Source organism: Kitasatospora sp. NPDC006697 (assembly GCF_042869935.1).
In the GTDB taxonomy this organism is placed as follows: domain Bacteria; phylum Actinomycetota; class Actinomycetes; order Streptomycetales; family Streptomycetaceae; genus Kitasatospora.
This window is the reverse complement of record NZ_JBIAGU010000005.1, coordinates 237,608-262,960: the sequence shown is the minus strand read 5'-3', so window position 1 is coordinate 262,960 and position 25,353 is coordinate 237,608. Positions and strand designations below refer to the sequence as shown.

The 25,353-nt window shown below is 75.3% G+C and carries 25 protein-coding genes and 1 riboswitch; of the genes, 15 read left to right on the top strand and 10 right to left on the bottom strand.

Features of this window, described 5'->3' with window-relative positions; genetic code table 11:
* Positions 1 to 55 precede the first annotated feature (55 nt).
* The 3 genes from ACFYNO_RS10040 (at position 56) to ACFYNO_RS10030 (ending at position 2,757) form a co-directional block, all read left to right on the top strand.
* On the top strand, positions 56 to 1,798 hold the full coding sequence (locus ACFYNO_RS10040) for a SpoIIE family protein phosphatase (RefSeq protein ID WP_388008306.1): 1,743 nt from the start codon (positions 56 to 58) through the stop codon (positions 1,796 to 1,798).
* Between the two features lie 10 nt (positions 1,799 to 1,808).
* Positions 1,809 to 2,234 (top strand): helix-turn-helix domain-containing protein, encoded by a 426-nt coding sequence (locus ACFYNO_RS10035; protein ID WP_388008303.1) that lies wholly within the window; start codon positions 1,809 to 1,811, stop codon positions 2,232 to 2,234.
* Positions 2,235 to 2,325: 91 nt separating this feature from the next.
* Positions 2,326 to 2,757 (top strand): VOC family protein, encoded by a 432-nt coding sequence (locus ACFYNO_RS10030; protein WP_388008300.1) that lies wholly within the window; start codon positions 2,326 to 2,328, stop codon positions 2,755 to 2,757.
* Between the two features lie 75 nt (positions 2,758 to 2,832).
* On the opposite strand, the gene ACFYNO_RS10025 is transcribed toward ACFYNO_RS10030, so the two are convergent.
* Entirely contained in the window at positions 2,833 to 3,495 is a 663-nt protein-coding gene (locus ACFYNO_RS10025; protein ID WP_388008297.1) for an NAD(P)H-binding protein, read from the bottom strand.
* A gap of 143 nt (positions 3,496 to 3,638) precedes the next feature.
* Here ACFYNO_RS10025 and ACFYNO_RS10020 point away from each other — a divergent pair, with 143 nt between their 5' ends.
* The gene (locus ACFYNO_RS10020) at positions 3,639 to 4,358 is read left to right on the top strand and encodes a Mut7-C RNAse domain-containing protein (protein ID WP_388008294.1); all 720 of its coding nucleotides are present in this window, start codon (positions 3,639 to 3,641) and stop codon (positions 4,356 to 4,358) included.
* Positions 4,359 to 4,362: 4 nt separating this feature from the next.
* Here the strand turns inward: ACFYNO_RS10020 and ACFYNO_RS10015 are convergent, their stop codons facing one another.
* A complete protein-coding gene (locus ACFYNO_RS10015) occupies positions 4,363 to 5,607 on the bottom strand; it encodes an SPFH domain-containing protein (RefSeq protein ID WP_388008291.1) in 1,245 nt (414 codons plus the stop codon).
* Between the two features lie 11 nt (positions 5,608 to 5,618).
* Positions 5,619 to 5,882: a hypothetical protein gene (locus ACFYNO_RS10010; RefSeq protein WP_388008288.1), complete on the bottom strand. Its 264-nt coding sequence runs from the start codon at positions 5,880 to 5,882 to the stop codon at positions 5,619 to 5,621.
* A 191-nt stretch (positions 5,883 to 6,073) separates the two neighbouring features.
* Between ACFYNO_RS10010 and ACFYNO_RS10005 the strand changes: the two genes are divergently transcribed.
* Together ACFYNO_RS10005 and ACFYNO_RS10000 are read left to right on the top strand one after the other, a co-directional pair.
* A complete protein-coding gene (locus tag ACFYNO_RS10005; protein WP_388008285.1) occupies positions 6,074 to 6,589 on the top strand; it encodes a pyridoxamine 5'-phosphate oxidase family protein in 516 nt (171 codons plus the stop codon).
* A 13-nt stretch (positions 6,590 to 6,602) separates the two neighbouring features.
* Positions 6,603 to 7,826, top strand: coding sequence for a glycosyltransferase (locus ACFYNO_RS10000; RefSeq protein ID WP_388008282.1), 1,224 nt, complete (start codon positions 6,603 to 6,605; stop codon positions 7,824 to 7,826).
* A gap of 219 nt (positions 7,827 to 8,045) precedes the next feature.
* On the opposite strand, the gene ACFYNO_RS09995 is transcribed toward ACFYNO_RS10000, so the two are convergent.
* From ACFYNO_RS09995 to ACFYNO_RS09985, 3 genes are all read right to left on the bottom strand, one after another.
* Positions 8,046 to 10,430: a SpoIIE family protein phosphatase gene (locus ACFYNO_RS09995; protein WP_388008279.1), complete on the bottom strand. Its 2,385-nt coding sequence runs from the start codon at positions 10,428 to 10,430 to the stop codon at positions 8,046 to 8,048.
* 94 nt (positions 10,431 to 10,524) lie between these two features.
* Entirely contained in the window at positions 10,525 to 12,195 is a 1,671-nt protein-coding gene (locus ACFYNO_RS09990) for an APC family permease (protein WP_388008276.1), read from the bottom strand.
* A 422-nt stretch (positions 12,196 to 12,617) separates the two neighbouring features.
* Positions 12,618 to 13,043: a MarR family winged helix-turn-helix transcriptional regulator gene (locus ACFYNO_RS09985; protein WP_388008273.1), complete on the bottom strand. Its 426-nt coding sequence runs from the start codon at positions 13,041 to 13,043 to the stop codon at positions 12,618 to 12,620.
* Between the two features lie 336 nt (positions 13,044 to 13,379).
* A riboswitch (cyclic di-AMP (ydaO/yuaA leader) is annotated at positions 13,380 to 13,542 on the top strand.
* 5 nt (positions 13,543 to 13,547) lie between these two features.
* Here ACFYNO_RS09985 and ACFYNO_RS09980 point away from each other — a divergent pair.
* The 4 genes from ACFYNO_RS09980 to ACFYNO_RS09965 are packed head-to-tail and all read left to right on the top strand — an operon-like array spanning position 13,548 to position 16,464.
* Entirely contained in the window at positions 13,548 to 14,540 is a 993-nt protein-coding gene (locus ACFYNO_RS09980) for a transglycosylase family protein (protein ID WP_388008270.1), read from the top strand.
* Positions 14,541 to 14,597: 57 nt separating this feature from the next.
* Complete coding sequence (locus tag ACFYNO_RS09975; RefSeq protein WP_388008267.1) at positions 14,598 to 15,032, top strand: YchJ family protein; 435 nt, start codon at positions 14,598 to 14,600, stop codon at positions 15,030 to 15,032.
* Positions 15,033 to 15,067: 35 nt separating this feature from the next.
* Positions 15,068 to 15,571 carry an NUDIX domain-containing protein gene (locus ACFYNO_RS09970; RefSeq protein ID WP_388008264.1) on the top strand — a complete coding sequence of 168 codons (504 nt, stop codon included), beginning with the start codon at positions 15,068 to 15,070 and terminating at the stop codon, positions 15,569 to 15,571.
* A gap of 53 nt (positions 15,572 to 15,624) precedes the next feature.
* Complete coding sequence (locus ACFYNO_RS09965) at positions 15,625 to 16,464, top strand: isocitrate lyase/phosphoenolpyruvate mutase family protein (protein ID WP_388008261.1); 840 nt, start codon at positions 15,625 to 15,627, stop codon at positions 16,462 to 16,464.
* 3 nt (positions 16,465 to 16,467) lie between these two features.
* Here the strand turns inward: ACFYNO_RS09965 and ACFYNO_RS09960 are convergent, their stop codons facing one another.
* From ACFYNO_RS09960 to ACFYNO_RS09950, 3 genes are all read right to left on the bottom strand, one after another.
* The gene (locus tag ACFYNO_RS09960) at positions 16,468 to 17,367 is read right to left on the bottom strand and encodes a GNAT family N-acetyltransferase (RefSeq protein WP_388008258.1); all 900 of its coding nucleotides are present in this window, start codon (positions 17,365 to 17,367) and stop codon (positions 16,468 to 16,470) included.
* 40 nt (positions 17,368 to 17,407) lie between these two features.
* Complete coding sequence (locus tag ACFYNO_RS09955; protein ID WP_388008255.1) at positions 17,408 to 17,944, bottom strand: GNAT family N-acetyltransferase; 537 nt, start codon at positions 17,942 to 17,944, stop codon at positions 17,408 to 17,410.
* 187 nt (positions 17,945 to 18,131) lie between these two features.
* Entirely contained in the window at positions 18,132 to 18,626 is a 495-nt protein-coding gene (locus ACFYNO_RS09950) for a MarR family winged helix-turn-helix transcriptional regulator (protein WP_388008252.1), read from the bottom strand.
* Positions 18,627 to 18,715: 89 nt separating this feature from the next.
* On the opposite strand from ACFYNO_RS09950, the gene ACFYNO_RS09945 reads away from it, so the two are divergent.
* Positions 18,716 to 19,420: a DUF4386 domain-containing protein gene (locus ACFYNO_RS09945; RefSeq protein WP_388008249.1), complete on the top strand. Its 705-nt coding sequence runs from the start codon at positions 18,716 to 18,718 to the stop codon at positions 19,418 to 19,420.
* Between the two features lie 38 nt (positions 19,421 to 19,458).
* Positions 19,459 to 20,229 (top strand): SDR family NAD(P)-dependent oxidoreductase, encoded by a 771-nt coding sequence (locus ACFYNO_RS09940; RefSeq protein ID WP_388008246.1) that lies wholly within the window; start codon positions 19,459 to 19,461, stop codon positions 20,227 to 20,229.
* Between the two features lie 396 nt (positions 20,230 to 20,625).
* Here the strand turns inward: ACFYNO_RS09940 and ACFYNO_RS09935 are convergent, their stop codons facing one another.
* Positions 20,626 to 21,360 carry a Type 1 glutamine amidotransferase-like domain-containing protein gene (locus ACFYNO_RS09935; RefSeq protein WP_388008243.1) on the bottom strand — a complete coding sequence of 245 codons (735 nt, stop codon included), beginning with the start codon at positions 21,358 to 21,360 and terminating at the stop codon, positions 20,626 to 20,628.
* A gap of 207 nt (positions 21,361 to 21,567) precedes the next feature.
* Here ACFYNO_RS09935 and ACFYNO_RS09930 point away from each other — a divergent pair, with 207 nt between their 5' ends.
* From ACFYNO_RS09930 to ACFYNO_RS09920, 3 genes are all read left to right on the top strand, one after another.
* On the top strand, positions 21,568 to 23,427 hold the full coding sequence (locus tag ACFYNO_RS09930; RefSeq protein WP_388008240.1) for an acyl-CoA dehydrogenase: 1,860 nt from the start codon (positions 21,568 to 21,570) through the stop codon (positions 23,425 to 23,427).
* A 95-nt stretch (positions 23,428 to 23,522) separates the two neighbouring features.
* Entirely contained in the window at positions 23,523 to 24,500 is a 978-nt protein-coding gene (locus ACFYNO_RS09925) for a hypothetical protein (RefSeq protein WP_388008237.1), read from the top strand.
* Between the two features lie 25 nt (positions 24,501 to 24,525).
* Entirely contained in the window at positions 24,526 to 25,326 is an 801-nt protein-coding gene (locus ACFYNO_RS09920; protein ID WP_388008234.1) for an NAD-dependent epimerase/dehydratase family protein, read from the top strand.
* Positions 25,327 to 25,353 lie beyond the last annotated feature (27 nt).

Genomic DNA, 25,353 nt, shown 5'->3' with positions numbered 1-25,353 from the left:
GAAGCGGGACCGGTGGTCCCGAACAGGGCGGTTGCCGAGCCGGAGGAGGTGGCGGGTGGACCCTGCGGTACCGGACCGGCCGGCCGCAGACGCACAGCTGCGGGCGGCCGCGGAGGCGCTGGACGGCGACCCGGTCGAACTGCTCCGGGCCCTGACCGAGCAGGCGCCGATCGGCCTCGCCCTGCTCGACCGCCGACTGCGCTGGCGGTACGTCAACCCGGCCGTCTCCCGCCTCACCGGCCACCCCGCCGACCGGCTGACCGGCAGCGTGCTGGGCCCCCGCGCGGCCCGGGTGCTGGAGCGGGTGCTGGCCGACGGCCGGACCAGGACCATGCCGATCACCGACCTGCTGCCGCTGCCCGACCCCGGCGATCCAGCCCGGCGCCCGCTGGCCGCCCTGGTCCGCCGGCTGGAACTGCACGACCGGCCGGTCGGCCTGGTGGTCGCCGTGACCACCGTGGAGGCCGCGCCCGACCGCCACGACCTGGAGCACGCCCGGGCCCGGCTCACCCTGCTGGACGCAGCCGCCGAGCGGATCGGCACCACCCTGGACATCGGCACCACCTGCACCGAACTGGCCGACTTCACCGTGCCGCGGCTGGCCGACCTGGCCACCATCGACGTGCTGCCGCCGGAGGCCGCCGTCCGGGAGAGCGGCGCGGGCGGCGCGGTGCCCCGGCTGCGCCGCACCGCCGTGGCCCGGGCGCCGCAGCTGCTGGCCCGCCTCGCCGAGCTGGCCGCGCCCGGCGAGACCGTCCGCTACCGCCCCGGCACCGCCGCCGCCCGCTGCCTGGCCACCGGGAAGCCGGTGGCCGCCAACCAGCTGACCGCCGAGGAGCTGGCCGCCACCGCCGCCGACCCCGCCACCCTGGCCGCCTATCGGGCGGCCGGCGTGGACTCGCTGCTGGAGGTGCCGCTGACCGCCCGCGGCCAGCTGATCGGCATGCTCTCGCTGGCCCGCACCGCCGAGGCCTCGCCGTTCGGCTTCACCGACGACGACGTGGTGCTGGTCCAGGACCTGGCCGGCCGGGCCGCCCTCAGCATCGACAACGCCCGCCGCTACACCCGCTCCCAGGGCATCGCGCTGGAGCTGCAGCGCGCCCTGCTCGCCGAGCCCGGCAGCCCGCACCCCAACCTGGAACTGGCCTCCCGCTACCTGCCCTCCGGCACCAGCTCGGTGGTCGGCGGCGACTGGTACGAGACGGTCCGGCTGCCGTTCGGCCGCACCCTGCTGGTGATGGGCGACGTGATGGGCCATGGCGTGGAGGCGGCCGTGGACATGAGCAGCTACCGCTCGATGCTGCGCTACATCGCCTCCATGGACCTGCCGCCGCACCGCATCCTGCGCCAGCTGGACCACCTGATCTCGGAGAACGAGTCGGCCCGCCCCGCCACCTGCCTGCTCGCCCTCGCCGACCCGGCCCGGCAGCGCTGGACCCTGAGCAGCGCCGGCCACCTGCCGCCCGCCCTGCTCACCGCCGGGCGGCCGATAGAGCTGCTGGCCGTGCCGACCGGCCCGCCGCTCGGCACCGGCCTGGGCGGCTACGAGCAGACCGCCCGCGAGCTGCGGCCCGGCCAGGTGCTGATGCTCTACACCGACGGCCTGGTGGAGCGCCGCGGCGAGGACATCGACGACTCGCTGGCCCGGCTGGCCGGCCTGCACCTGCCGGTCGGCGGCGACCTGGAGGACCTGCTGGACGCGGCCCTGCACGGCCTGACCCCGCAGGCCGCCGAGGACGACATCGCGCTGCTGGCGGCCCGGGCCAGGGCCCGCCCGGGTGTCGGACCCCGGGCCTAACCTGGGCTGCATGGCCGCCGACCTCCCGCCCGCCCGCCACCTGCTGCGCGCCAAGGACCTCGCCGACGCCCGGTACGCCGAACCCCTCGGGGTGGCCGACCTGGCGGCGGCGGCCGGGCTCTCCCGCGCGCACTTCAGCCGCGCCTTCCGGCAGGCCTTCGGCGAGTCGCCGCACGTCTACCTGCTGACCCGGCGGCTGGAGCGGGCCGCCCACCTGCTGCGGCACACCGACCGGCCGATCGCCGAGATCTGCTACGCGGTCGGCCTGAGCAGCCTGGGCTCCTTCACCACCAGCTTCACCCGGATGTACGGGCATTCCCCGGCCGCCTACCGGGCCGCCTACCCGCCGGCCGCCGACTACGCCCGGGTGCCCAGCTGCATGCTGCGCGCCTACGGCCGGCCGCAACACCGCACGTTTCGAGAAGACGGCGCCTGACACCACACCCTAGGTTTGGGGCATGTCCTCCGGGCGGGCGCACGCGGCCCCCGGCGGAGCGCGGAGTACCGAGGAAAGGTGGAAGAGGACCATGAGCATGAAGATCAGCACGATACAGGTCTGGGTGCACGACCAGGACGCGGCGCTGGAGTTCTGGACCAAGAAGGTGGGCTTCCAGGTCACCGCCGATGTGACCGTGGCCGAGCTGGGCAACTTCCGCTGGCTGACCGTCGGCCCGGCCGGCCAGCCCGACGTGTCGCTCAGCCTGATGGCGGTGCCCGGCCAGCCGGTGATGGACGAGCAGACCCGCGACCAGGTGCTCGAGGTGGTCGGCAAGGGCTTCGCCAACACGGTCTTCCTCACCACCGACGACGTGGACGGCGACTACGCCCGGATGACCGCCCTGGGCGTGGAGTTCGTCGAGAAGCCGGAGGACCGCCCGTACGGCCGTGACTGCGGCTTCCGCGACCCGTCCGGCAACCACATCCGGCTCAGCCAGCTGAACCCCGACTTCGCGGGCTGACGCCGCTCCTGACGCTCCGTACGACGGGCCCCGCCACCGGAGGGTGGCGGGGCCCGTCGGCGTTCCGACCCCGGATCAGCCGGCGGCGACCGCCCGCACCGCCTCGGCCACCGGCTCGCTGCCGCCGATCAGCTCCAGCGTCCGGCGGGCGGTGCCCGGCTCGTCGAGCAGCGCGGCCAGCACGGCGGCCACGTCGTCGCGCGGCACCTGGCCGCGGCCGGTGGACTCGGCCAGCGCCACCCTCCCGGTGCCGGGCCCGTCGGTCAGCGCGCCCGGGCGCAGCACCGTCCAGTCCAGGCCCGGGCGGGAGCGCACGTCGTCGTCCGCCGCGCCCTTGGCCCGCAGGTAGCGGGTGAAGACCTCGTCCGCGCCGCCGCTCGCTCCGGCGTCGGCGCCCATCGAGGAGACCACCAGGAAACGCCGCACCCCGGCGGTCTCGGCCGCGTCGGCGAAGAGCGTGCAGGCGCCCCGGTCCACGGTGTCCTTGCGGTCCGCGCCGCTGCCCGGGCCGGCGCCGGCCGCGAAGACGGCGGCGTCCGCGCCCTCGAGGTGGCGGGCCACCTCGTCCACCGTGGCCGACTCCAGGTCGCAGACCACCGGCACCGCGCCGGCCGCCTCCAGGTCGCCGGACTGCTCGACCCGCCGGATCAGGCCGGCCACCTCGTCGCCCCGCGCGCTCAGCAGCCGCTCCAGCCGCCGCGCGATCTGTCCATGTCCGCCCGCGATGACAATGCGCATGCGGCCGAGCATACGGGCGCCCGCCCCGGCGGACCCGGCGAACCGCCGGGACTGATCCCCCGTCACCCGGCGGCCACCTCGGCGCCACCGTACGCTCGGGAAACCGTTTCCCCCGCGCACCGCCGCGCTGGCATGCTGGCCGGGTGGAGAAGCAGCAGATCACCATCGGCTTCGCGGCCGACCTGCACGTGTTCGTCCCGGCCCGGCAGCGCACCGACGCCTCGGCGGTCCTGGTGGACGGCGTGTCCTCGCTGGGCCACGTGGTGGAGTCACTGGGCGTGCCGCTGACCGAGGTCGGCGCGCTGCTGGTGGACGGCGCGCCGGTGCGCCCCGGCCACGTCCCGGCCGCCGGCGAGCGCATCGAGGTGCGGGCCTTCGGGCGTCCGCAGCCGCTGCCCGGCCCGGCCCGCTTCCTGCTCGACGTGCACCTCGGCACGCTGGCCCGCCGGCTGCGGCTGCTCGGCGTGGACGCCGCCTACGAGAACCTGGACATCGGCGACGCCGCGCTGGCCGCCCGCTCCGCCGCCGAGCAGCGGGTGATGCTCTCCCGCGACCGCGGCCTGCTGCGCCGCCGCGAGCTCTGGGCCGGCGGCTACGTCTACAGCCACCGCCCCGACGAGCAACTGCACGACGTGCTCTCCCGGTTCGCACCCGCGCTCGCGCCGTGGACCAGGTGCACGGCCTGCAACGGGCTGCTCCGGCCGACCACCAAGTCCGCCGTCCACGAGCAGTTGGAGGACGGCACCGAGCGCTCCTACGACGCCTTCGCCCAGTGCGGCAGCTGCGGCCAGGTCTACTGGCGCGGCGCCCACCACGCCCGGCTGGACGCGATCGTCGAGGAAGCCCTGCGCGCGTACGCCTGACCCGTCACTCCTGCTGCTCCGGCGGCTGAGGCTGCGGCTGCCGCGCCGCGCCCTGCCGCAGCGCGTCCAGCACCGCCAGGCCCTGCCCGACGATGCCGGTGGCCACCTGGGTCAGCCCCTCGCTGCCGTTCAGCACGGTCAGGTTGGCGCCCGCCAGGCTGCGGGCCGCCGCCTCGACCAGCGCGGGCAGGTTCTCCACCACCCGGTTGGCGGCGATCAGCTCCTGGGCACCGTCGCGCAGCGAGTCGGCGCGGGCCGAGTTGGCGGCCGCCTGGGCCTCGGCGGTGGTCCGCTCGGCGTAGGCGGCGCCGTCCGCCTGCACCCGGGCGGCCTGCGCCTCGGCGGTGGCCAGCGTGGTGCGGCGGTAGGCCTCGCCCTCGGCCTCGAACTTGGCCCGGTCCCGCTGGGCCTCGGCCAGGGTCCGCTGGCGGTAGGCCTCGGCGTCGGCCGGGCGGCGCACCTCGGCCTCCAGCCGCTGGGCGGCCAGGTCGGCGTGCCGGCGGGCCAGCGCGGTCTGCTCCTCGATGACCTCCTGGGTGGCCCGGGCCTCGGCCAGCGGTCCGGCCTGGGCGGCCTGGGCGTTGGCCTGCTCGGTCTCGGCGACGAAGCCGGCCCGCTTGATCGCGGTGTCCCGCTCGTACTGGGCCTTGAGCGCGGCGGCCTCCTGCTCGCGCTGGGCGGCCTCCTGGTCGGCGCGGGCCTGGGCGATCCGGGCCTGGCTGGCCACGGCGGCGGCGTGCGGGGCGGCCAGGTTGGTGATGTAGCCGGTGGAGTCCTCGATCTCCTGGATCTGCAGCGCGTCCACCACGATGCCCAGCTTCTCCATCTCGGAGTGGCTGCCCGCCTTGACCTCCTGGGCCACCCGGTCGCGCTCCCGGATGATCTGCTCCACCGTCAGACCGCCGACGATGGACCGCAGATGGCCCGCGAAGATCCGGCCGACCAGCTCCTCCATCCGCCGCTGCTCGGTCAGGAACCGCCGGGCGGCGTTGGCGATCGAGACCGGATCGTCGCCGACCTTGAACACGGTGACCGCCCGCACCCGCAGCTTGATGCCCTGCTGGGTCACGCAGTCCTCGGAGATCTCGGCCTCGCGCAGCGCCAGCGAGAGCATCCGGGCCTTCTGCTTGATCGGCAGCACGAAGCTGCCGTGGCCGGTGACGATCCGGAACTGGGTGTCCTGGGCCTGCCGTTTGGACCCCGAGATCAGCAGCGCCTCGTTGGGCGCCGGTACGTACCAGAACAACATGGCCGGTCTCCTCAGCTGTCGGGGAACGGAACGACGACGACGGACCGGGCGGAGGACTGCTCGACCACCATGACGATGGTGTTGCGGGGGATCGGCCGCTCGGCCCAGGCGGCGAAGGCCTCGCTGCCGCCGCGCACCGGGACCAGCACCTCGCCGGGCCCGTCGGCCGGGATCGAGACGGTGACCCGGCCGATCGCGCCGACCGGGCTCTGCTCCGCCGCGTCCGGCACACCCATCAGGCTCACCCGCTCCCGCCCGTCCGCACCGCCGGCCATCGCTCCTGTCCTCCAATCTAACGAGCCCCGGCCGGAAAGGCGCCGGTCCGGAGCGCACGGCTCGGCCCGCCACTCACCCGGTCGGCGCATTCCCCGGGCGCGCCGTCCGCGCCGGGGCGCCCGGCCGTGCCAGCCTGGGGCCTGTCGTACGGGCCCCGAGCCGGCCGCCCCTCGTTCCCACGGGAGCTGATATGACGTCAGATCCCGCCGATCCCCCGGCCGCCCGACCGCATATGCCGGGCTACGGCGTGCTGCCCGCCGGCGAGGGGCGCGGGCTGCTGCCCTGGTTCTGGGCCGAGCGCCGGCTGGCCGACTCGCACGAGTACTGGGTCGGCTCGGTGCGCCCGGACGGGCGGCCGCACCTGATGCCGGTCTGGGGCGTCTGGCTGCGAGGCTCGCTCTGGTTCAGCAGCAGCGTGCGCTCGCGCAAGTACCGCAACCTGGCGGCCCGCCCGGCCTGCACGGTGGCCACCGACGACGCGCACCAGCCGGTGGTGCTGGACGGGGACGCGGCCGCCGTGACCGACCCGGCCGGGATCGCCGGCTTCCTGGCCGCGCTCAACGCCAAGTACGCCACCGCCTACGGTCCGGAGTTCCTGGACCCGGCGGTGAACGCCACCCTGCGGGTGGTGCCGCGCAGCGTCTTCGGGCTGGACGACGCGGACTTCACCGGCACTCCGACCCGCTGGACCTTCCGCTCCGGCTGACATAATCGTCACCGTGCGCATCCTCATCGCCACCGCCGGCTCCCGCGGCGACGTCGCGCCCTACACCGGCCTCGGCGCCCGCCTGCGACAGGCCGGGCACCAGGTCGCCCTGGCCTCCCACCAGGGGTTCGCCGAGCTGGTCGCGGCGGCCGGCCTGGAGTTCCGCGCGCTCCCGGTGGACCCGCGCCAGGCGCTCGCCTCCCGGGGCGGGCAGCGCCTGCTCGCGGCCGGCAACGGGCCCCGGGCGGTGCTCGAACTGCTGAAGCTGGGGCGGGAGTTCATGCCCGAGCTGGCCGCCGGGCTGCTCGCCGCGACGGAGGCCGGCACCGATCTACTGCTGCTCAGCAGCACCACCGCGCCGTTCGGCGAGGTGATCGCCGCCGCGCTCGGCCTGCCCGCTCTCCGGGTCTACCTCCAACCCCTGGACCCGACGGGCGAGTTCCCGCCGATCGTGGCCGGCCCGCGGTCCTTCGGCCGGCTCGGCAACCGGGCCGCCGGACAGGCCGCCCGGCTGGCCCTCGACCAGCTCTTCGGCCCGACCGTGCGACAACTCCGCCGCCGACTCGGCCCCGGCGCCCGCCAGGCCGTCGACTCGCCGACCCTGCACGGCATCTCGCCGACCGTGCTGCCGCGCCCCCGGGACTGGCATCCGGGGCTGACGGTCGACGGCTACTGGTGGCCGCACCACCCGGACGGCTGGCAGCCGCCCGCCGAGCTGGCCGACTTCCTCCAGGCCGGCCCGCCGCCGGTCTTCCTCGGCTTCGGCAGCCTGGTCACCGATGCCGACCGGCTCGGCCGGGTGGTCGGCACCGCCCTGCGCCGGGCCCGGCTGCGGGCCGTGGTGCAGGCGGGCTGGACCGGCCTGCGGGTCGAGGGGGACGGGGTGCTGGCGGTCGGCGACCTGCCGCACCACTGGCTCTTCCCCCGGGTCGCCGCCGTGGTCCACCACGCGGGCGCGGGCACCACCGCGGCCGGGCTGCGCGCGGGCGTCCCGGCGGTGCCGGTGCCGGCCCAACTCGACGCCCCCTTCTGGTCGGCCCGGCTGACCGCCCTGGGGGTCAGCCCGGGCCCGGTACCGCTGCGCGAGCTCACCGCGGACCGGCTGGCGGCGGCCCTGCACCGGGCCGTCCACGAGCCCCGGCACCGCGACCGGGCCCGCGCGGTGGCCGGGCGGATCGCGGCGGAGGACGGCGCGGCGGCCGTGCTGCGCGCGGTGGAGCGGATCCGCACCCGCTGAGCGCCCCGAACCGCCGCGCGCGGGGCTACACTTGTGCGTACACCAGACAACCGGAGAGAGCCGCACCGCCCTCGGAGACGTCCGACGGCCGTCCGAGCGACTCCCGTGTCCAGGAGGCCTGGCCAGGCCCCCGGTGGGACCAGTCGACAGCGCCGCCCCGAGCGACGGCAGGAGCGCGCCGAGCCGATGCCGTGCCCTACCGGGGACCGACCCATGCCGTCACTGCGGCAGCTCCTGCTCGGTCCAGATGGTCTTGCCCGAGGAGGTGTACCGGCTGCCCCACCGCCTGGTCAGCTGCGCCACCAGGTAGAGCCCGCGCCCGCCCTCGTCGGTGAGCCGGGCCCGCCGCATCCGCGGCTGGGTGCTGCTGCCGTCCGACACCTCGCAGGTGAGGGTGTCCGCCCGGATCAGCCGCACCACCACCGGGCCCCCCGCGTACCGGATGGCATTGGTGACCAGCTCGCTCAGCACCAGTTCGGTGGTGAAGGCCAGCTCGCCCAGCCCCCAGCGGTCGAGGGTGGCGGTGGCGTCCTCGCGGACCCGGGCGACCGCCGCCGGGTCCGGCTCCACGCTCCACACCGCCGTGTCGGCGGGCGGCACGGTCTTGGTGCGGGCCAGCAGCAGCGTGACGTCGTCGTGCAGCCGGGTCGGCGGCAGCCCGGCCACCAGCCGCTGCCCGGCCTCCCGCAGCGGCACCTCCAGTCCGCGCACGGCGGCCAGCCGGCGCAGCAGTTCGGCGGTCCCGGCGTCGATGTCGCCGTCGCCCCGCTCGATCAGCCCGTCGGTGTAGAGCGCCAGCACGCTGCCCTCGGGCAGTTCCACCGGCGTCGACTCGAAGGGCAGGCCGCCGACCCCGAGCGGCGGCCCGGGCGCGACGGGCAGCACGGCCGCGCTGCCGTCCGGGTAGGCGACGGCCGGCGGCGGGTGCCCGGCGCTGGCCACGGTGCAGATCCGGGAGACCGGGTCGTAGACCGCGTAGAGGCAGGTGCCGCCGAAGGAGCCGGGCTCGGGCCGGGCGGGCGGGACCGGCCCGGGCTGCGGGGGTTCGGCCGGCCCCTCGGCGCCCTCCTCGTCCACGTCGGCCACCAGCGCCGCCTCCACCAGCAGCTGGGCGACCAGGTCGTCCAGGTGCACCAGCAGTTCGTCCGGCTCCAGGTCCAGATCGGCCAGGGTCCGCACGGCGGTGCGCAGCCGGCCCATCGTGGCCGAGGCGTGCAGGCCGTGCCCGGTGACGTCGCCGACCACCAGCGCGACCCGGGCCGAGGAGAGCGGGATGACGTCGAACCAGTCGCCGCCCACCCCGCCGACGGTGTCGGTGGGCAGGTAGACGCTGGCGGTGGAGACCGCGGCGACCGAGCGCACGGCGGGCGGCAGCAGGCTGCGCTGCAGCCCGATCGCGGCCCGGTGCTCGCGGGTGTAGCGGCGGGCGTTGTCCAGGGCGAGCGCGACCCGGGCGGCGAGCTCGCGCATCAGCGCCCGGTCCTCCTCCACGAAGGCGTCCTTCCAGCGCTCCCGGCTCACGCTGATCCGGCCGAGCAGCACGCCGCGGGCGATCAGCGGCACGGTGATCGCCCAGGCCTGGGCCGGGTCCTCGGGCTCGCTCAGCCCGTCCTCGTCCACCAGCACGGTGTCGCCGAGCGGCGGGCGGGCCTCGGGCGGTCCGGCCACCGCGATCCGGCGCAGCAGCAGCCGGCCGTCCTCCTCCGGCACCGGCTCCTCGCCGGTGGAGACCGCGGCGGCCACCTCCACGGCCGCGACGTCGGCGAAGCCGATCACCAGGGCGTCGGCCATGTGCCGGGCGTTGTCGCCGACCGAGAGCGAGTGGCCGGCCGAGGCGGTCACCTGGTGCAGCAGGGCGAGCCGGCGGCGGGCCTGGTACTGCTCGGTGATGTCGTTGAAGAGCGCGGTGACCCCGATCACCGTGCCGTCGGTGGCCTGCAGCCGGAAGGCGGAGATGGCCATCATGCGGCCGCTGCGCGGGTCGACCAGGGTGCGGGCCAGCTCCTCGCCGAGCACCAGCGGCTGGCCGGTGCGCAGCACCTCGCGCAGCAGCACCTCCAGCGCGAGGGCGTCCTCGGTCCGCAGGAAGTCGTTCAGCCGGCGCCCGGCGAGGTCGTCGGGCACGCCGGTGTAGGGCAGCAGGTGGGTGTTGGTCCGGATGATCTGCAGGTCGGCGTCGAAGACGGCCAGGCCGAACCGGTCCTGGAGGAAGAGCTCCCGGGTGAAGGCCTGGTCCTGGCGCCAGCGGTCGGCCTGCCGGGCGGTGGCGCCGAGCACCACGTAGCGCGGGGCGCGCCGGTCCCGGGGGTCGGGGCCGCGCAGTCTGAGCACCCGGATGTCCAGCTCGGCCGGCTCGCCGTCCTCGCCGGTGCGCACGGTCACCCGGCCGCGCCAGCCGCCGATCGCGCCGTCGGTCCGGTCGGCCGCCCGCGGCCCGCCGGCCAGCACCAGGTCGCTGAGCGGGCGGCCGCGCAGCCTGTCGACCGGCAGCCCGAGCAGCCGTTCCGCGGCGGCGGTGCCGGCCAGCACCTGGCCGCCGCCGTCGACCAGTACCCCTGCCACTCCGCTGAGGAACGGGAAGCGGGAGTCGTCCAAATCGTCCACCTCGCCCGGTTCTGCCCTTCCCATCCTGGCCCGGCGCAGTGCCGCGCGGGCGCGCGGCACTCCGGCAGGGTCCGTCCGATCACGGTCCGTCCGATCAGTGGCCGCCGGCGTCCAGCACCTCGACGTCGGCCACGTTGCGCTCGATCTCCTCGGCGGGCAGCGCCACCGCCAGGGCCCAGTAGTAGACGGCGAGCGAGAAGCCGGCCACGACCCCCAGGTCCCACCAGAGCGGCAGGTTGCCGGTGGCGCCCGCGCCGAACTGGCCCTGCCAGGAGATCAGCCCCATGCCCAGCAGGTAGACCGGCAGCCACTGGCCGGCCCTGAAGTCCATCCGCGGCGCCTGCGGCAGGCCCTTGGCCCGGGCCCAGGCCGCGTAGCCGCCGAGCAGGAGGTAGCCGATCAGGATGGAGGCGCCCAGGCGCCAGAGGGTGTCCCAGCCGGACCAGTAGATGACCAGTCCGGCGATGACGAAGGAGAGCGGGGAGACCAGCCCGCCGGCCGGCAGCCGGTAGGAGCGCTCCAGGTCGGGGAAGCGCCGCCGGAGCACCCCGAAGGCGAGCGGCGCGCCCGCGTACATCAGCACCACGGCGGAGGTGATGAAGCTGACCAGCCGCTGCCAGCTGGGGAAGGGCAGGAAGCAGAGCACCCCGGCGGCCCAGGCCACCACCAGGCCCAGCCAGGGCACGGCCCGCCGGTCGGTGGCCTGCAGCGCCTGCGGTGCGTAGCCGTTGCGGCTGAGGCCGTAGCTGATCCGGGAGCTGGAGGTGATGTAGATCAGGCCGGTGCCGGCGGGCGAGACCACGGCGTCGATGTAGAGCACGGTGGCCAGCCAGCCGAGGCCGATCAGCGCGGCCAGCCCGGCGAACGGGCCGCTGATCCCGTGGTAGTCCAGCGCACCCCAGCCGGCGGCGAAGGTGTCCGGCGGCAGCGCGCCGATGAAGACCACCTGGAGCATCAGGTAGATCAGCGAGCCGATCAGCACCGAGCCGAGCACGGCGCGCGGGATGTCCCGGCGCGGGTTGCGGGACTCGCCGGCCCACTGGATCGCCTGCTCGAAGCCGAGCAGCGCGAAGATCACCCCGCTGGTGCTGATCGCCGAGAGCACCCCGCGGGCGCCGAACGGGGCGAAGCCCTGGCTGTGGAAGTTGCTCGCGTGGAACTCCTTGAGCCCGAACACCACCATGGTCACCACCGGGACGGCGACCTTCCACCAGGTGGCCGCGCTGTTGGTGTGCGCGAGCCACTTGACGCCGAGGAAGTTGATCGCGGCGAAGATCGCCAGCAGGGCGGCGGCCACCACGAAGCCGGCGGCGGTCAGGGTCTGGTCCTTGTGGTGCTGCAGGCCGGAGGCCCAGGTCCAGTGCTGGGAGTAGCCGATCATCGCCTGCACCTCGATCGGCGCGATGGTGGCGGCCTGCAGCCAGGTGAACCAGCCGAAGCTCATGCCGACGAAGCCGCCGAAGGCGTAGTGCGGGTAGCGGGCGGTGCCGCCGGCCACCGGGAAGAGGCCGCCGAGCTCGGCGTGCACCAGGGCGAGCAGCACGATGGCGACGGCGCCGACGCCCCAGGAGAGCATCGCGGCGGGTCCGGCTGCGCGGACGGCCTTCTCGGCGCCGAACAGCCAGCCGGAGCCGATGATCGCCCCGACCGAGGCCCAGAGCAGCCCCGCCAGCCCGACCTCGCGGCGCAGCGCGTGCCGTCCGCGGCCGCGTCCGCCGTTGGGCCGGCCGTTGGGTCCGCCTGGTGCCGGATGTGGTGCGGCCATGGGGGCGGGCCCTCCGATCGACGGCGGTGGCGGTGACTGGGCCTGACGCTGCCTCAGATCGGGGGCGGGCCGGGCGGTGCGCGCGGGAGCGGCGGCGGAGCGCCAGCCATCCGGCGCAGTCATATCGGCTGAAATGAACGGGGTGCGGCGGCTGATCCATGACGGTTGCTAAACGCGGGCGCGCCTGGCAGGCTCTTCACCGCCAGACCTGCGGACCCGCCGCCCAGTACCAGAGGACGTCCCGTGCGCAGCAGACCCCCGCTTGAGCGGACCACCCGGCCCGACGCCTCCGACCTCGCGTCCGGCCCCGCGTCCGGCCTCGCGTCCGGCCCCGCGTCCGGCCTCGCGTCCGGCCTCGCGTCGGCCGGCCCGAGCCGCCTGGACCGGGTCCCCCTCCCGGTCCAGGCCTCCGCTCCGACCCGCTACGCGCTGAGGTTGCGCTCCACGGCGGCCAGCAGCCGGACCAGCTCGGCGCGCTCCCCGGAGTCCAGCCCGGCCACCGTCAGCTGCTCCAGGTCCCGCCAGATCCCGCCGACCTGCTCGCGCAGCGCCCGCGCCGCCGCCGTCGGCTCCACGATCACCGCCCGCCGGTCCAGTGCGCTGCGGCTGCGCCGGACGAACCCGGCCTGCTCCAGCCGCTGCACCATCCGGGTCACCGTCGAGGCGTCCAGCCCCAGCAGCTCGATCAACTCGCCCTGCGGCAGCGCCCCGCGCTCCCAGAGCGCCATCATCAGCAGCTCCTGCCCGGCGTGCAGGCCGGAACGGCGCAGCATCCGCTCGGCGGCGGCCCGGTGCAGGCGGGCCACCCGCGCGATGGCGTGGCCGGTGGTGTCGGTGGAGGCACTCACGCGCTGATTGTACGCACAACGGGGAGCCCTTTCGGAATAGCGGATACCCTGGGATCTCCCTTGCCATAAAAGGACCTTAAGTGTGCCAATTTGTATAGTTGGCCGGACAACTTATTCACGTTGACGGCACGACAACCCCACCCGGCGCGCGACCCACGACCGCACCTTCCGTCCACCCCGTCGGGACAGCGTCCCCACATACGTGATTCTCATGTGATGTGTGCGATGCGGGGTTGTTATCGAGATGATGATCCGTCTAGTCTCCCTGCCAGGCCCGCTCACGCGGGCACCGGACGCGGCACGCCGAACCCTGCCCACCACGTCCGCGGCTCCCGACACCACGACTCGTCAGGGCAGGGACGGGGGACCCAGGTTCTCCACCGCCGTCCCGCACGGCTAGGGGTGAAGCCGGGCGCAGGGGTATTCCGCTGCGGCCGGCCGGGCCAACCTCACCGGCCCGAACCCGACAGCTCACCTCGCAGGCGTGCGGAGAGGGACATCTTCATGGTCTTCACCGGACCGGGCCGGCACCGCCGCCCGACCCAGGCCGAACGCGCCGTCGCCACCGCCACCGTGGTGGGCGCCGGGCTGGCGCTGCCGCTGCTCGCGGCCACCGGCGCGCACGCCGCCCAGGCTCCCGACTGGGACGCGCTCGCCCAGTGCGAGACCGGCGGCAACTGGACCATGGACACCGGCGACGGCTACTACGGCGGGCTGCACCTGACCCAGCGCCAGTGGGACGCGCACGGCGGCGACCTGTTCGGCGCGGAGCCCTCGCACGCCACCAAGGCGCAGCAGATCACGGTGGCGGGCGCGGTGTTCGCCGACGAGGGGCCGAGCGCCTGGCCGTCCTGCGCGACGGCCGCGGGGCTGACGGGTCAGGGTGACCAGGGCGGGCAGGGCGGCCAGCCGAGCGCGGCGCCTACGGCTGCGGCCACCGCCACGCCCACCGCCGCGCCGACGCCCGCGCCGGGCGATCCGGGGACGGCCGCGCCGGCTCCTGCCGCCACGCCCACCGCGGCGCCGTCGGCGGACCCGACCGCCGCGCCCACGCCCACCGCCGGGAGCTCCACCGCCGCGCCCGCGCAGCCCGCGCCCGCGGCCACCTCGACGCCTCCGGCCGCACCCGCGCCCTCGGCTTCGGCCGCGCCCACCCAGGCGCCCGCGCAGGCGAGCACCGCCCCCGCTCCCGGGCAGTCGGCGCCCGTCTCCGCCCCGGCCACCAGCGCGCCGGGCGCCCCCGCGGGCACGCCTGCGCCGGTCGCGACGCCCGTCACTCCGGTCATGCCCGTGGTGCCGGTGGTGCCCGCCTCGCTCGCGGCCGCCCCCACGGCCGCCCCCGGCGGCGAGTACACCGTGGTCGGCGGCGACACCCTCTCCGGCATCGCCTACGCCCACCACCTGGACGGCTGGCAGCAGTTCTACCAGCAGAACGCCGGCGTGGTCGGCGACAACCCGAACCTGATCTACCCGGGCCAGCAGCTCCACCTGTCCTGACGCGCTCGGCGGGGCGAACGGTGCGTCCACGGCCCGACGAGCCGTCACAATGGACCCATGTCCCGACGCACCGCCCGCCCTGCCAAGCGCCCCGCCGCGCCCGTCCTCCCGCAGGACTGCCCCTGCGGCCTGCCCGCCGCCTACGCCGACTGCTGCGGCCGGCTGCACCGCGGACTCGCCCCCGCCGCCACCGCCGAGCAGCTGATGCGCTCGCGCTACAGCGCCTTCGCCGTCCGGGACACCGCCTACCTGCTGCGCAGCTGGCACCCCGACACCCGCCCCGCCGAGCTGGACCTGGCGCCCGCACTGAGCTGGGAGCGGCTGGAGATCATCGGCAGCACCGAGGGCGGCCCGTTCCACACCGCCGGCACGGTGGAGTTCCGCGCCCACTACCGCGAGCACGGCGTGCCGGGCAGCCTGCACGAGAACAGCCGCTTCCTGCGCCACGAGGGCGCCTGGGTCTACCTGGACGGCGACCACTGCGACGACTGACCCCGCCCGCACCAGTCCTCCAGGAGAGCTCCGCGATGGCCCAACTCCCGCTCGCCGACCACCTGCGCACCCTGCCGCACGGAATCCTGTTCGGCCTGGTCCACTTCACCGACACCGAGGGCAACCCGCTGCTGCTGAAGTCGGTCTACGACCCCGAGGTCTGGCAACTGGCGGGCGGCAACCTGGAGTTCGACAGCGAGCCGTGGCACTGCGCCCGGCGCGAGGTGCTGGAGGAGACCGGCCTGGTGCTGCCCGCCGAGCCGGCCGCGCCGCTGCTGGCGCTGCTCTTCCTGCCCGCCGCGGGCGAGTGGCCGTTCCGGGTCGGCGTGGTCTTCGACGGCGGCGCGCTCAGCGCCGAGCAGCTGGCCGGCCTGGTGCTGGACCCGGCCGAGCACACCGAGTTCGCCGTCCGCCCGCTCACCGAGTGGCGCACCGTGCTGAGCCCGGTCCGGCTGGCGCTGGTGGAGGCCGTCGCCGAGGCCCGCCGCACCGGCCGGGCCGCCTACCTGCACCTGCCGGGCCCGCGCAGGCCGAGCTGAACCCGCGCCACCCCGCACCGACACCTTCGACCCACCCGACGAGAGGACCCGCAGTGTCGCCGACGACCACCGAGGACCAGCAGCGCCGCGCACTCGCCTTCCGAGAACTGCACGCCGGTCCGGGCGCCTTCGTCATCCCCAACGCCTGGGACGCCGGCACCGCCCGGCTGCTCACCGGCCTGGGCTTCGCCGCCCTGGCCACCACCAGCGGCGGCCTGGCGTTCAGCCTGGGCCGGGGCGACGGCGCCAACCTGGTCACCCGCGACGAGGCACTGGCCAACGCCCGCGCCCTGGTCGCCGCCTCCCACCTGCCGGTCTCCGCCGACCTGGAGAGCGGCTACGGCGAGGACCCGGAGCAGGTCGCCGAGACCATCCGGCTGGCGGCCGCGAGCGGCGTGGTCGGCGGCTCGATCGAGGACGCGACGGGCGACCCGGACGAGCCGCTGCACCCGTTCGCGGAGGCCGTCGCCCGGGTCCGCGCCGCCGTGCTGGCCGCGCGCGAACTCGACTTCCCGTTCACGGTCACCGCCCGCGCGGAGAACTTCCTCTACGGCAAGCCCGACCTGGACGACACCATCCGCCGCCTCCAGGCCTTCGAGGCGGCGGGCGCCGACGTCCTGTTCGCCCCCGGCCTGCCGGACGCCGAGTCCGTGCGCGCCGTCTGCTCGGCCGTCTCCCAGCCGGTCAACGTCCTGGTCGCCGGTCCGCTGCTGGAGCTGACGGTCGACCAGCTCACCGAGCTGGGCGCCCGCCGGATCAGCCTGGGCTCGGGCCTCTCCCGGCTCGCCCTCACCTCCACCGTCAACGCCGCCCGCACCATCCAGCACACCGGCACCTTCGCCCCGATCGCCGAGGCCCTCCCCTACGGCACCGTGAACGCCCTGCTCAGCTGAGGCTCACCCGAGGTCGATCGCCAGCTGGCTGCCGATCTCCCGGTACCCCAGCGCCACCGCCGCCCGCCGCGAGGCGGGCACCCGCGCCCGCCACTGCGGCAACAGCCCCGCACCGAGCGCGTGCGCGGTGGCCGCCGTCCCCGTCACCCGCACCAGACCGCGCCCGCGCCACGCGGGCGCGGTCAGCACGCTCAGGTGCGCGCCCCGCCCCGCCCACACCTGGTACCCGGCGGCGGCCACCACCTCGCCGTCCACCCGCACCACGAAGGCCGGCGAGCCGATCTCGAACAGCCCGGCCTCCTGGGTGTCGTCCTCCCCGGCCGCCTCCTCCAGCCGCCGCAACGCCGGATCGCTCCCGGGCAGTTGCTCCACCGCCCACTCCCCCGCCGCCACCGGCCGGAACTCTGCCTCGTCCAGGTACGCCAACGCCACCGGCCCGAGCACCCGCGCCTCCGGGAAGACCGCCCCCAGCTCCGCCACCCCCGCCTTCGCCAGCCCCTCCCGCACCATCCGCGCCACCCGCTCATCGGGCGCGCTCGCGATCACGGACCCGGCGACCTCCACCACCCCGGCCCACCCCCAGGGCGCGAGCGCCGCGCCCTGGGCGAGGACGGGGGTCACCTCGCCATCACTGAAGCGGGCTGCGCCGCCCAGGAGCTCGACCCACATCCGACGAGCCCTGGCGACTATCTGATCATCACTCATGCGACCATCATCCATCGCACTGTGCGCTGGTCGTGCCCGACCCGCTGCCGGCCCGGCGATGGCCAGAGCGGCGGCGTCCAGCGGGTGCGCGGTGGTGCTCGTGCCCCAGCGGTGCCAGTGCGCGATCCGCTCGCGCAGCTGCGCGCCGGCCGCGGTCGCGCCCAGCGCCTCCCGGCGGGCGGCGGGCGGGATCGCCACGGCGTCGAGCGGCGGTGCGACGGGGTGCCTTCAGGGGCTGCTAGCAGATCCTCAGCCGCGCCCGCACAGTCGCCCGCTCACCGGGCCCGAGGTTCCGGTTGCCGTGCGCCGCCTCCCCCGGTGCCTCCAGCACGAAGCCGAGCCCACCGAGGAACTGTGCTCCCGGCCGCCACCCCTCCGCGACCGACGCGACGACCTCGGTGCAGCCCTCCGCCGTCAGGGAGTCGATGAGTGCCGAGGCCACGGCCCGCCCCACGCCACGCCGACGGCAGTCGGGGTGGATCAGGAACATCCCGACCGAACACGCACCACGCTCGGGGTACTCCCGGACCGCGTCGACGAGACCGACGATCCGCCCCCCGGCCTCCAGCACCAGGATGGCCTTGTTCTCGAACTCCGCCCCCTCGGGCAGTCCGTAGTAGAGGCTCTGCACATCACCCGGCATGGCCGGCTGCCCGTGCGCGTACCCGAACCAGTCCTCGCAGGCCTCGAACAGCTCGAGCACACCGGCTTCGTCCGCCGGATCGAGATCACGGATCCGAAGGCGGCGACCGCCCGAGTCCACCTCCAGCAGCATGCCGACCACCGTACGCTCACCTCCCGCACGGCAAGCCCATCGCCGCGCCGCCGCCCGTCCCGTCCCGCCTCGCCTGCCCGGACCGGGCCGCCCCATGCGTCCCGAGGCAACAGCCGGAACCGGTCGACGACATGACGCACCTACAGCACCGCACCGCCCGGCCGCTCACCGGCTCCGCCGCCGCCCGTCACTTCCCCCGCACCGTGCGGAACCCCGGGTGCACGCCGGGCACCAGGCCCTGCGCGTCCGCGACCCGCCGCAGCAGGGCGATGAACTGCTCGCGCTCCTCCCCCGACAGCGACTCGCACATCTGCCGCTCGTGCTCCATCGCCACCTTCGCCAACTCCCCCAGCAGCGCCGTGCCCTGGTCGGTGAGGTGGAGGGCGTAGAGGCGGCGGTCCTCCGCGTTGCGGCGGCGTTCGATCAGGCCGCGCTGCTCGAGGCCGTCGGCGAACGGGACGAAGCGGCTGGGCGGCATGCCGAGGTCGTCGGCGAGTTCGCGCTGACTGCGGCCGGGGGCGCGGGCCAGGGTGCGCAGCAGGCCGGCCTGGGCGGGGGTGAGGTCGAGGACGGCGATCCGCTCGGCGAAGCGCTCGGCCGCGTGGGCGCCGAGCTGGGCCAGCAGGAAGGCCGCGCCGCCCTGGGCCGGGGGGCGGCCGGCGGCCCCGGGGTTCGTAGTCATGGGGACATGATAGCCGCTTGACAATCGTTCCATTGTGTAATCATTATCTTGTGTATACCGCTACTCCGGGAGAAACCGAGAGGCCCGCCATGACCACCACCACCCCGCCCCCGACCCCCATCGCCGCCCCCGTCCCCAAGCCCGCGCGCCGTCCGCAGTCCGGACCGCCGCTGCTCGCCCCGGCGATCGCGGTCGCCGTCGTGACCATCGCCTACGCCGTGGTCAACCGCTCCACCCCGCATCCGGAGGCCTCGGGCGCCGCCGTCCTGCAGTACGCGCAACAGCACGGCGGGACGGCGCGGTTCGGCGCCTTCCTGCTGCTCTCCTCCGCGGTGCCGCTCGCGCTCTGCGCGGCGGTGTTCTACCGGCGGCTGCGCGCGCTCGGCATCACCGCGCCCGGGTCGGCGATCACCCTGGTCGGCGGGGTGCTGGGCGCCGGCGCGCTCGGCATCAGCGCCACCGCCGCCTGGGCGGGCAGCCGCCTGCCGGCCGACTCGCCGACAGCGCTGGCCCGGGCGCTCGCCGACATCTCGTTCGCCGCCGGCGGCCCGGCCTTCGCGGCCGGATTCGCGGTCTTCGCCGCCGGGGTCTCCGTCTCCGCGCTGAAGGCCCGGCTGCTGCCGCGAGCCGTCTGCTGGCCCGGCCTGGTGATCGCCGCCGCCGGAATGCTCGGACTGCTGGGCCTGCTGGTCAGCGGCTTCGCCTACCTGCTGCCGGTGGTGCGGTTCGGCGGCCTGATCTGGCTGCTCTTCGCCGCGGCCCTGCTGCCGGCCACCCGCCCCCGCACCACCTGACCCCTCGGACAACGCCGACAGCGCTTAGGAGCCCCACCATGACCAGCACCACCCTCCACCCCAGCCTCGCCGCCAAGACCGTCCTCGTCACCGGCGGTTCACGCGGCATCGGCGCCGACACCGCCCGGGCCTTCGCCGCGCAGGGCGCCAAGGTCGGCGTGGTCGGCCGGGACACCGCCGCACTGGCGGACGTCGTCGCGGGGATCACCGAATCCGGCGGCACCGCCCTCGCCCTGACCGCCGACGTCACCGACGCCGCCGCGGTGGCCTCCGCCCGGGACGCCGTCGAGTTCCAGCTCGGCCCGGTCGACGTGCTCTGCGCCTTCGCCGGCGGCCAGGGCTACCCGGTGAGGTCCACCGAACTGACCGAGCAGCGCTGGCGCGAGGTCCTGGACGCGGACCTGACCTCGGCCTTCCTCAGCATCCAGGCCGTCCTCCCCGGCATGGTCGAGCGCGGCTCGGGGAGCATCATCACCATGTCCTCCACGGCCGGCCGCCAGCCCGGCCAGGCCAACCTCGCCTACGCGGTCGCCAACGCGGGCATCGTGATGCTGACCCGCCACCTCGCCACCGAACTCGGCCCCCAGGGCATCCGGATCAACTGCCTCGCCCCGACCTCCATCCTCACCGAGAAGGTCCGCGCCAACATGCCCCCGGCCGTCCAGGACCAGGTCGCCGCCATCCACCCCCTGCGCCGCCTCGGCCTCCCCGCGGACGTCACCGAAGCCGCCCTCTTCCTCGCCTCCGACGCCGCCTCCTACCTCACCGGCCTCACCCTCGACATCTCCGGCGGCCGCGTCACCAACTGACTCGCCCGCCCGGACTCCCGGGCGCACGGGCGGGCAAGCCCAGACACCTCAACCGGACTGGTGCCACTCACCGAACACGGCCGCACACGCAAGGAAGAGCCCCATGAAGACCACCACCGCTCCCACACCCCGCATGCTCCCGGACGGCCCGAGGTGCCTGAGGACCCGGTTCCGCTGCCGCGCGGCATCCGCCGAAGCCTTGAACCGGGTACTGACTCCGCGGTAGTCGAGCACCAGGAGCATCCCCAGCGCTGCTACCGCGAGACCGCCGACCACAAAGGGAACACGCTCCACGTCAACCCCCTACCGAACGGACCACCGCGATCGTGCGGAGCGGAGCGTAGCACCGCCAAGTCCCGTCGGTAGCTGCGATTATGCGGACAGTACCGCCCGGGCTCACGGCTTCGGCAGCAGCCGCGGCTCCAACCGGTGCTCGACCGCCTTCTCGCCCTCCCGCTCGACCACGTAGGCCGCCTTGCCCTCCGTCTCCGCGACGACCTCCACCAGCTCCGTGCCTCGGTAGACCAGCCCCACGCCGTCGTCCGTGCAGTGGGTGGTGGGCAGGGTGCCGTCGGCGACCAGTTGGTGGACCAGGGGGCGGCGGCCGGGGTCGACGTCGTAGTGGACGCCGTTGCCGTACGGAAGGAGGCCCAACGCATTGGTGATCGGGCGGAGTTCGCGGCCGAAGGAGTCCGTCGTGCCGCCCTGGAACCAGCAGATCGAGCCCGCGCTGACGCCGCTGAGGACCACGCCGGCCTCCCAGGCGCGGCGCATGATCGCGTCGACGCCGTGGACGCGCCAGACGGCCAGCAGGTTGGCGACCGAGCCGCCCATCACCCAGACGACGTCCTGTTCCAGCACGGTGCCCTCGATGTCCGCCAGGTTGGGCATCGGGAAGAGGTGCAGCGGCGTCAGGTCGAAGCCGGCGACCCGGGCGGCCTCGGTCATCCGGCCGGTGAAGAACTCGGCGTCGCCGATTGCCGTGCCGACGTACATCACCCGGGGGCGGCGGCCGTGGGCGCCGGAGAGGTCGACGGCATGGTGGACCAAGGCGTCGAACTCCACCGGGGTGCGGGCACCGGGCCGGTGCCCGCCGGACGTGGCGAGGATGGTGGGTTCAGGAGCAGCCATGGTTCGTGATCATAGAGTGAGCGTGCGTGGGGACTTGCTCCGGGCCGGTGGCGGCGGGCTCCGAGGGCGGCCTGCGCGGGTACGCGCCTGCGGGTGACGGGTGCTCGGTGCTCGGTGTTCGGGGCTGGCGGGAACACGAACGACTACCCGCTGTGATGTGAGCCACAGACCCGTAACCGGACTGACGGATCGTCAATTAATCGATACATGACAACGATTCCGACGACTCGAGCCCCGCTGCGACTCCCCGACACCCCCACACCCCGCCCCGGCAGCACCGCCACCACCCACCTCACCACCCTCCTCTTCGGCTCCGACCGCGACCGCACCCACGCCCCCTGGCGCGCCCTCACCACCGACCCCGCCATGCACCGCGCCCCCGAGGACGCCCCCGCCGACCAGATCGCCGCCTCCTACGACCGCCTGCGCCGGATCAACGCGGTCACCCCCGCCCCGGCCGCCCTCGCCGCCGATCCCCGCCGCCTGGCCGCCCTGCACGAGTGGACCGCCCCGCTCGACGGCGCGCTCACCGTGCTCGCGGGCATCCACTACAACCTCTTCCTCGGCAGCCTGCTCGACCACGACCCGGACCCGGCCCGCCCCCTGGACCCGTACCTCCGGATGGACCGGATCGGCACCTTCCTCTGCACCGAGGTCGGCCACGGCAACGACGCGGCCGCCTTGGAGACCACCGCCGAGTACCACCGGGCCACCCGCACCTTCACCCTGCACACGCCCGGCCCGGGCGCCCGCAAGTTCATGCCCAACACCGGCCCGGCCGGCGGTCCCAAGTCGGCCGTGGTCGCCGCCCGCCTGCTGGTGGACGGCGAGGACCAGGGCGTCTTCCTCTTCCTCACCCCGCTCACCGGCGCCGACGGCCCGCTGCCCGGGGTCACCGTCCGTCCGCTGCCGCAGCGCCCGGGCAGCCCGGTGGACCACTGCCTCACCTCCTTCGACCGGGTCGTCCTGCCGCGCGAGGCCCTGCTGGCCGGCCCGCACGGCCGCCTCGCCGCGGACGGCACGCTGAGCAGCACCCTCGGCAGCAAGCGGAAGCGGTTCCTCGCCGCGATCGGCCGGGTCACCACCGGCAAGCTCTGCATGAGCGCCAGCGCCCTCGGCGGCGCCCGGACGGCGCTGGCGACCGCCGTCCGCTACTCGCTGCACCGCTTGATCAGCGGCGGCCGGGCCGACCGACGGATCCCGGTCTGGTCCCACCGCACCCACCACGGCCCGCTACTCGCCGCGCTGGCCACCGGCTACGCGATGACCGCTTTGCACCGCGTCACCGTCGACCGCTGGACCGGCCACGACCCGGCGGATCCCGCCGGAACCGCCGAGGCCGAGCGCCAGGTCGCCATCGCCAAGGGCTGGATCACCTGGCAGTCCCGCGACGTGATCACCGAGTGCCGCGAGCGCTGCGGCGCGCAGGGACTGCTGCCGGTCAACGGGCTGACCGCCCTGGCCGCGGACGTCGAGGGCGCCATCACCGCCGAGGGCGACAACCTGGCGCTCTGGGCGAAGGCCGCCGCCGAACTGCTGCTGACACCGAACGGATCGTCGGATGAGCCGACCGTCGTCGACCTCACCGACCCGTTGAGCCGCCAGGCCCTGCTGCGCGCCGCGGGCGACCACCACCTGGACCGGGCCCGCGCCCTGCTGCGCGGCTCACCGGCCGGCGACGGCCTGCGCCGCTGGAACGCCGCGGCACCCGACGCCCTGACGGCCGTCCGGGCCCGCGCCGAGCACGACGCCGCGGCCGCCCTGCACGGCTGGTGCACGGCCGCGACCGACCCGCTCGCCCGCGCCCTGCTGCTCGACCTGCACCAGCTCTTCACGCTGCGCCGGATCGAGGCGCACGGCCTCGCGCTGCTGGCCGGCGGGCGGCTGACGGCGCACCAGCTGGCGGACCTGCCGGCGCTGCAGGAACGATCCCTCGCGGCCCTCGCCGGACACGCCCGCTGCCTGGTGGACGCCTTCGACCTGCCCGAGGAGTTCCTGGCCCGGCGCCCGATCACCACCCCGGGGTACCAGGAGGCGCTGGCGGACGAGCTGAGCCGACCGGCCTAGCCGACATCCCCACAGCACGGGACAACACGCCGTCGGACAGCCGCAGCCGGACGGAGCCGCCCCCGCCCGCCTATGCTCACCAGCGCCGGACCCTGGTGTGCGGGGCGGGCGCGGGCTGGGAGGGCTGGGACGTAGGCACCAATCGAGAGCGCGCCGTCAGGGCGCTCACCTTCTGGCTGCGGCCGGTCTTCGCCCTGCGGGTGGTCAACCGGTTCCAGCGGCTGGTCGGCTTCGACCGGTCGATGGCGCTGGCCTCGAGCGCGCTCTCCGCCGTGGTGCCGCTGTCGATCCTCTCCGGCATCCTGCTGAAGCACATCGGCTACCCCGACACCGCGCAGCGGATCATCGACCGCTACCACCTCACCGGCGGCGGGGCGCAGGCGGTCAGCTACGTCTTCTCGCCCAGCAGCGACACCGGCGCCGGGGCGAGCATCTTCGGCGGGGTGTTCCTGCTCGTCTCGGTGCTCAGCTTCTCGCGCGCCGTGCAGCGGCTCTTCGAGCAGGCCTGGGAGCTGCCGCCGCTCAGCGTGCGCAACACGCTCAACGGGCTGCTCTGGGCGATCGCCCTGATCATCTACCTCGCGCTCGGCAGCTGGGTCTTCGCCGTGCTCGGCGGCGGCCCGCTGGGCGTGCTCGCCGCGGGGGTGCAGGCGCCGCTCACCGGGCTCTTCCTGCTCTGGAGCGGACGGATCCTCAGCGCCAAGCGCACCACCTGGCGGGGCCTGGCGCCGTTCGCGGCCGTCGCGGCGATCGCGGAGGCCGCCTACTCCGTCGCGACCACCGTCTACCTGCCGCACCTGTTCAGCACCTCCGCCGACCGCTACGGCGCGATCGGCGCGGTCTTCGCGATGCTCTCGGCGCTCTTCGGCATGATGCTGGTGCTGGTCGCCGCCGCGGCCACCGGGCGCGAGGTGGGCGACGAGCTGGAGCGGATCGCCCGGGGCGAGCGGCCGGCCGACGACGAGGTGCGCCAGGAGTGGCACAAGGTGATCGCCGAGGCGAAGCTGCGCTGGGAGGCCGCCCGCGGCCAGTGGGCGCGGCGGCGCCGCCGGGCCGGGAGCCCGGGCGAGTAGCGGTCCCGACCGTATGCTGATCGGCATGGTTCTGGGACGCATCGCGATCACGGGCGCGGCGGGGACGATCGGTACGGCGGTCCGGCGGGCCCTGCGGTCGGAGGCGGAACTCCTGCTGCTCACCGACCGCGTTCCGCTCCGCGCCGAGGCGCCGAACGAGGAAGTCCGCCCGGCCGACCTTTCGGACCCGGCGGCCGTCGAAGCCGCGCTCGCCGGCGCCGATGCGGTGCTGCACCTCGGCGGCATCCCGGACGAGGCGCCGCTGGCCGCGCTGCTGACGGCCAATGTGCTCGGGACGCACCACGTGCTGGAGGCCGCACGGCGGCTCGGGATCGGCCGGGTGGTGCTGGCGAGCAGCAACCGGGCGGCGGGCTTCTACCCGGCCGGGCACCTCACCAGCCCGCGGGAGCCGGTGCGGCCGGACGGGCTGTACGGCGTCAGCAAGGCCGCGCTGGAGGCGCTGGGCAGCCTCTACGCGGACAAGTTCGGCCTCTCGGTGCTCTGCCTGCGGATCGGCACCTTCGCGCCCGCGCCGGTCGAGCCGCGCGACCTGGCCACCTGGCTGAGCCCTCGGGACGCCGTCGGCTTCGTCCGCGCGGCGCTCACCGCGCCCGCGCGCCCCGGGTTCGCCACGGCGTACGCGGTCTCGGCCAACACCCGCCGGTTCTGGGAGCTGCCGGACCGGGACGTCCTGGACTACGTGCCGGTGGATGACGCGGAAGTCCACTCGGCCGACGTTCCGGGAGCAGAGCTGCCGACCGACCCGACCGCCCCGCAGGCCGGACCGTACGCGCGGCCGGAGTTCACGCTCCGTCATCTCGGCTGAGCCGGAGGCGGACGCCGCGGGTCCGGT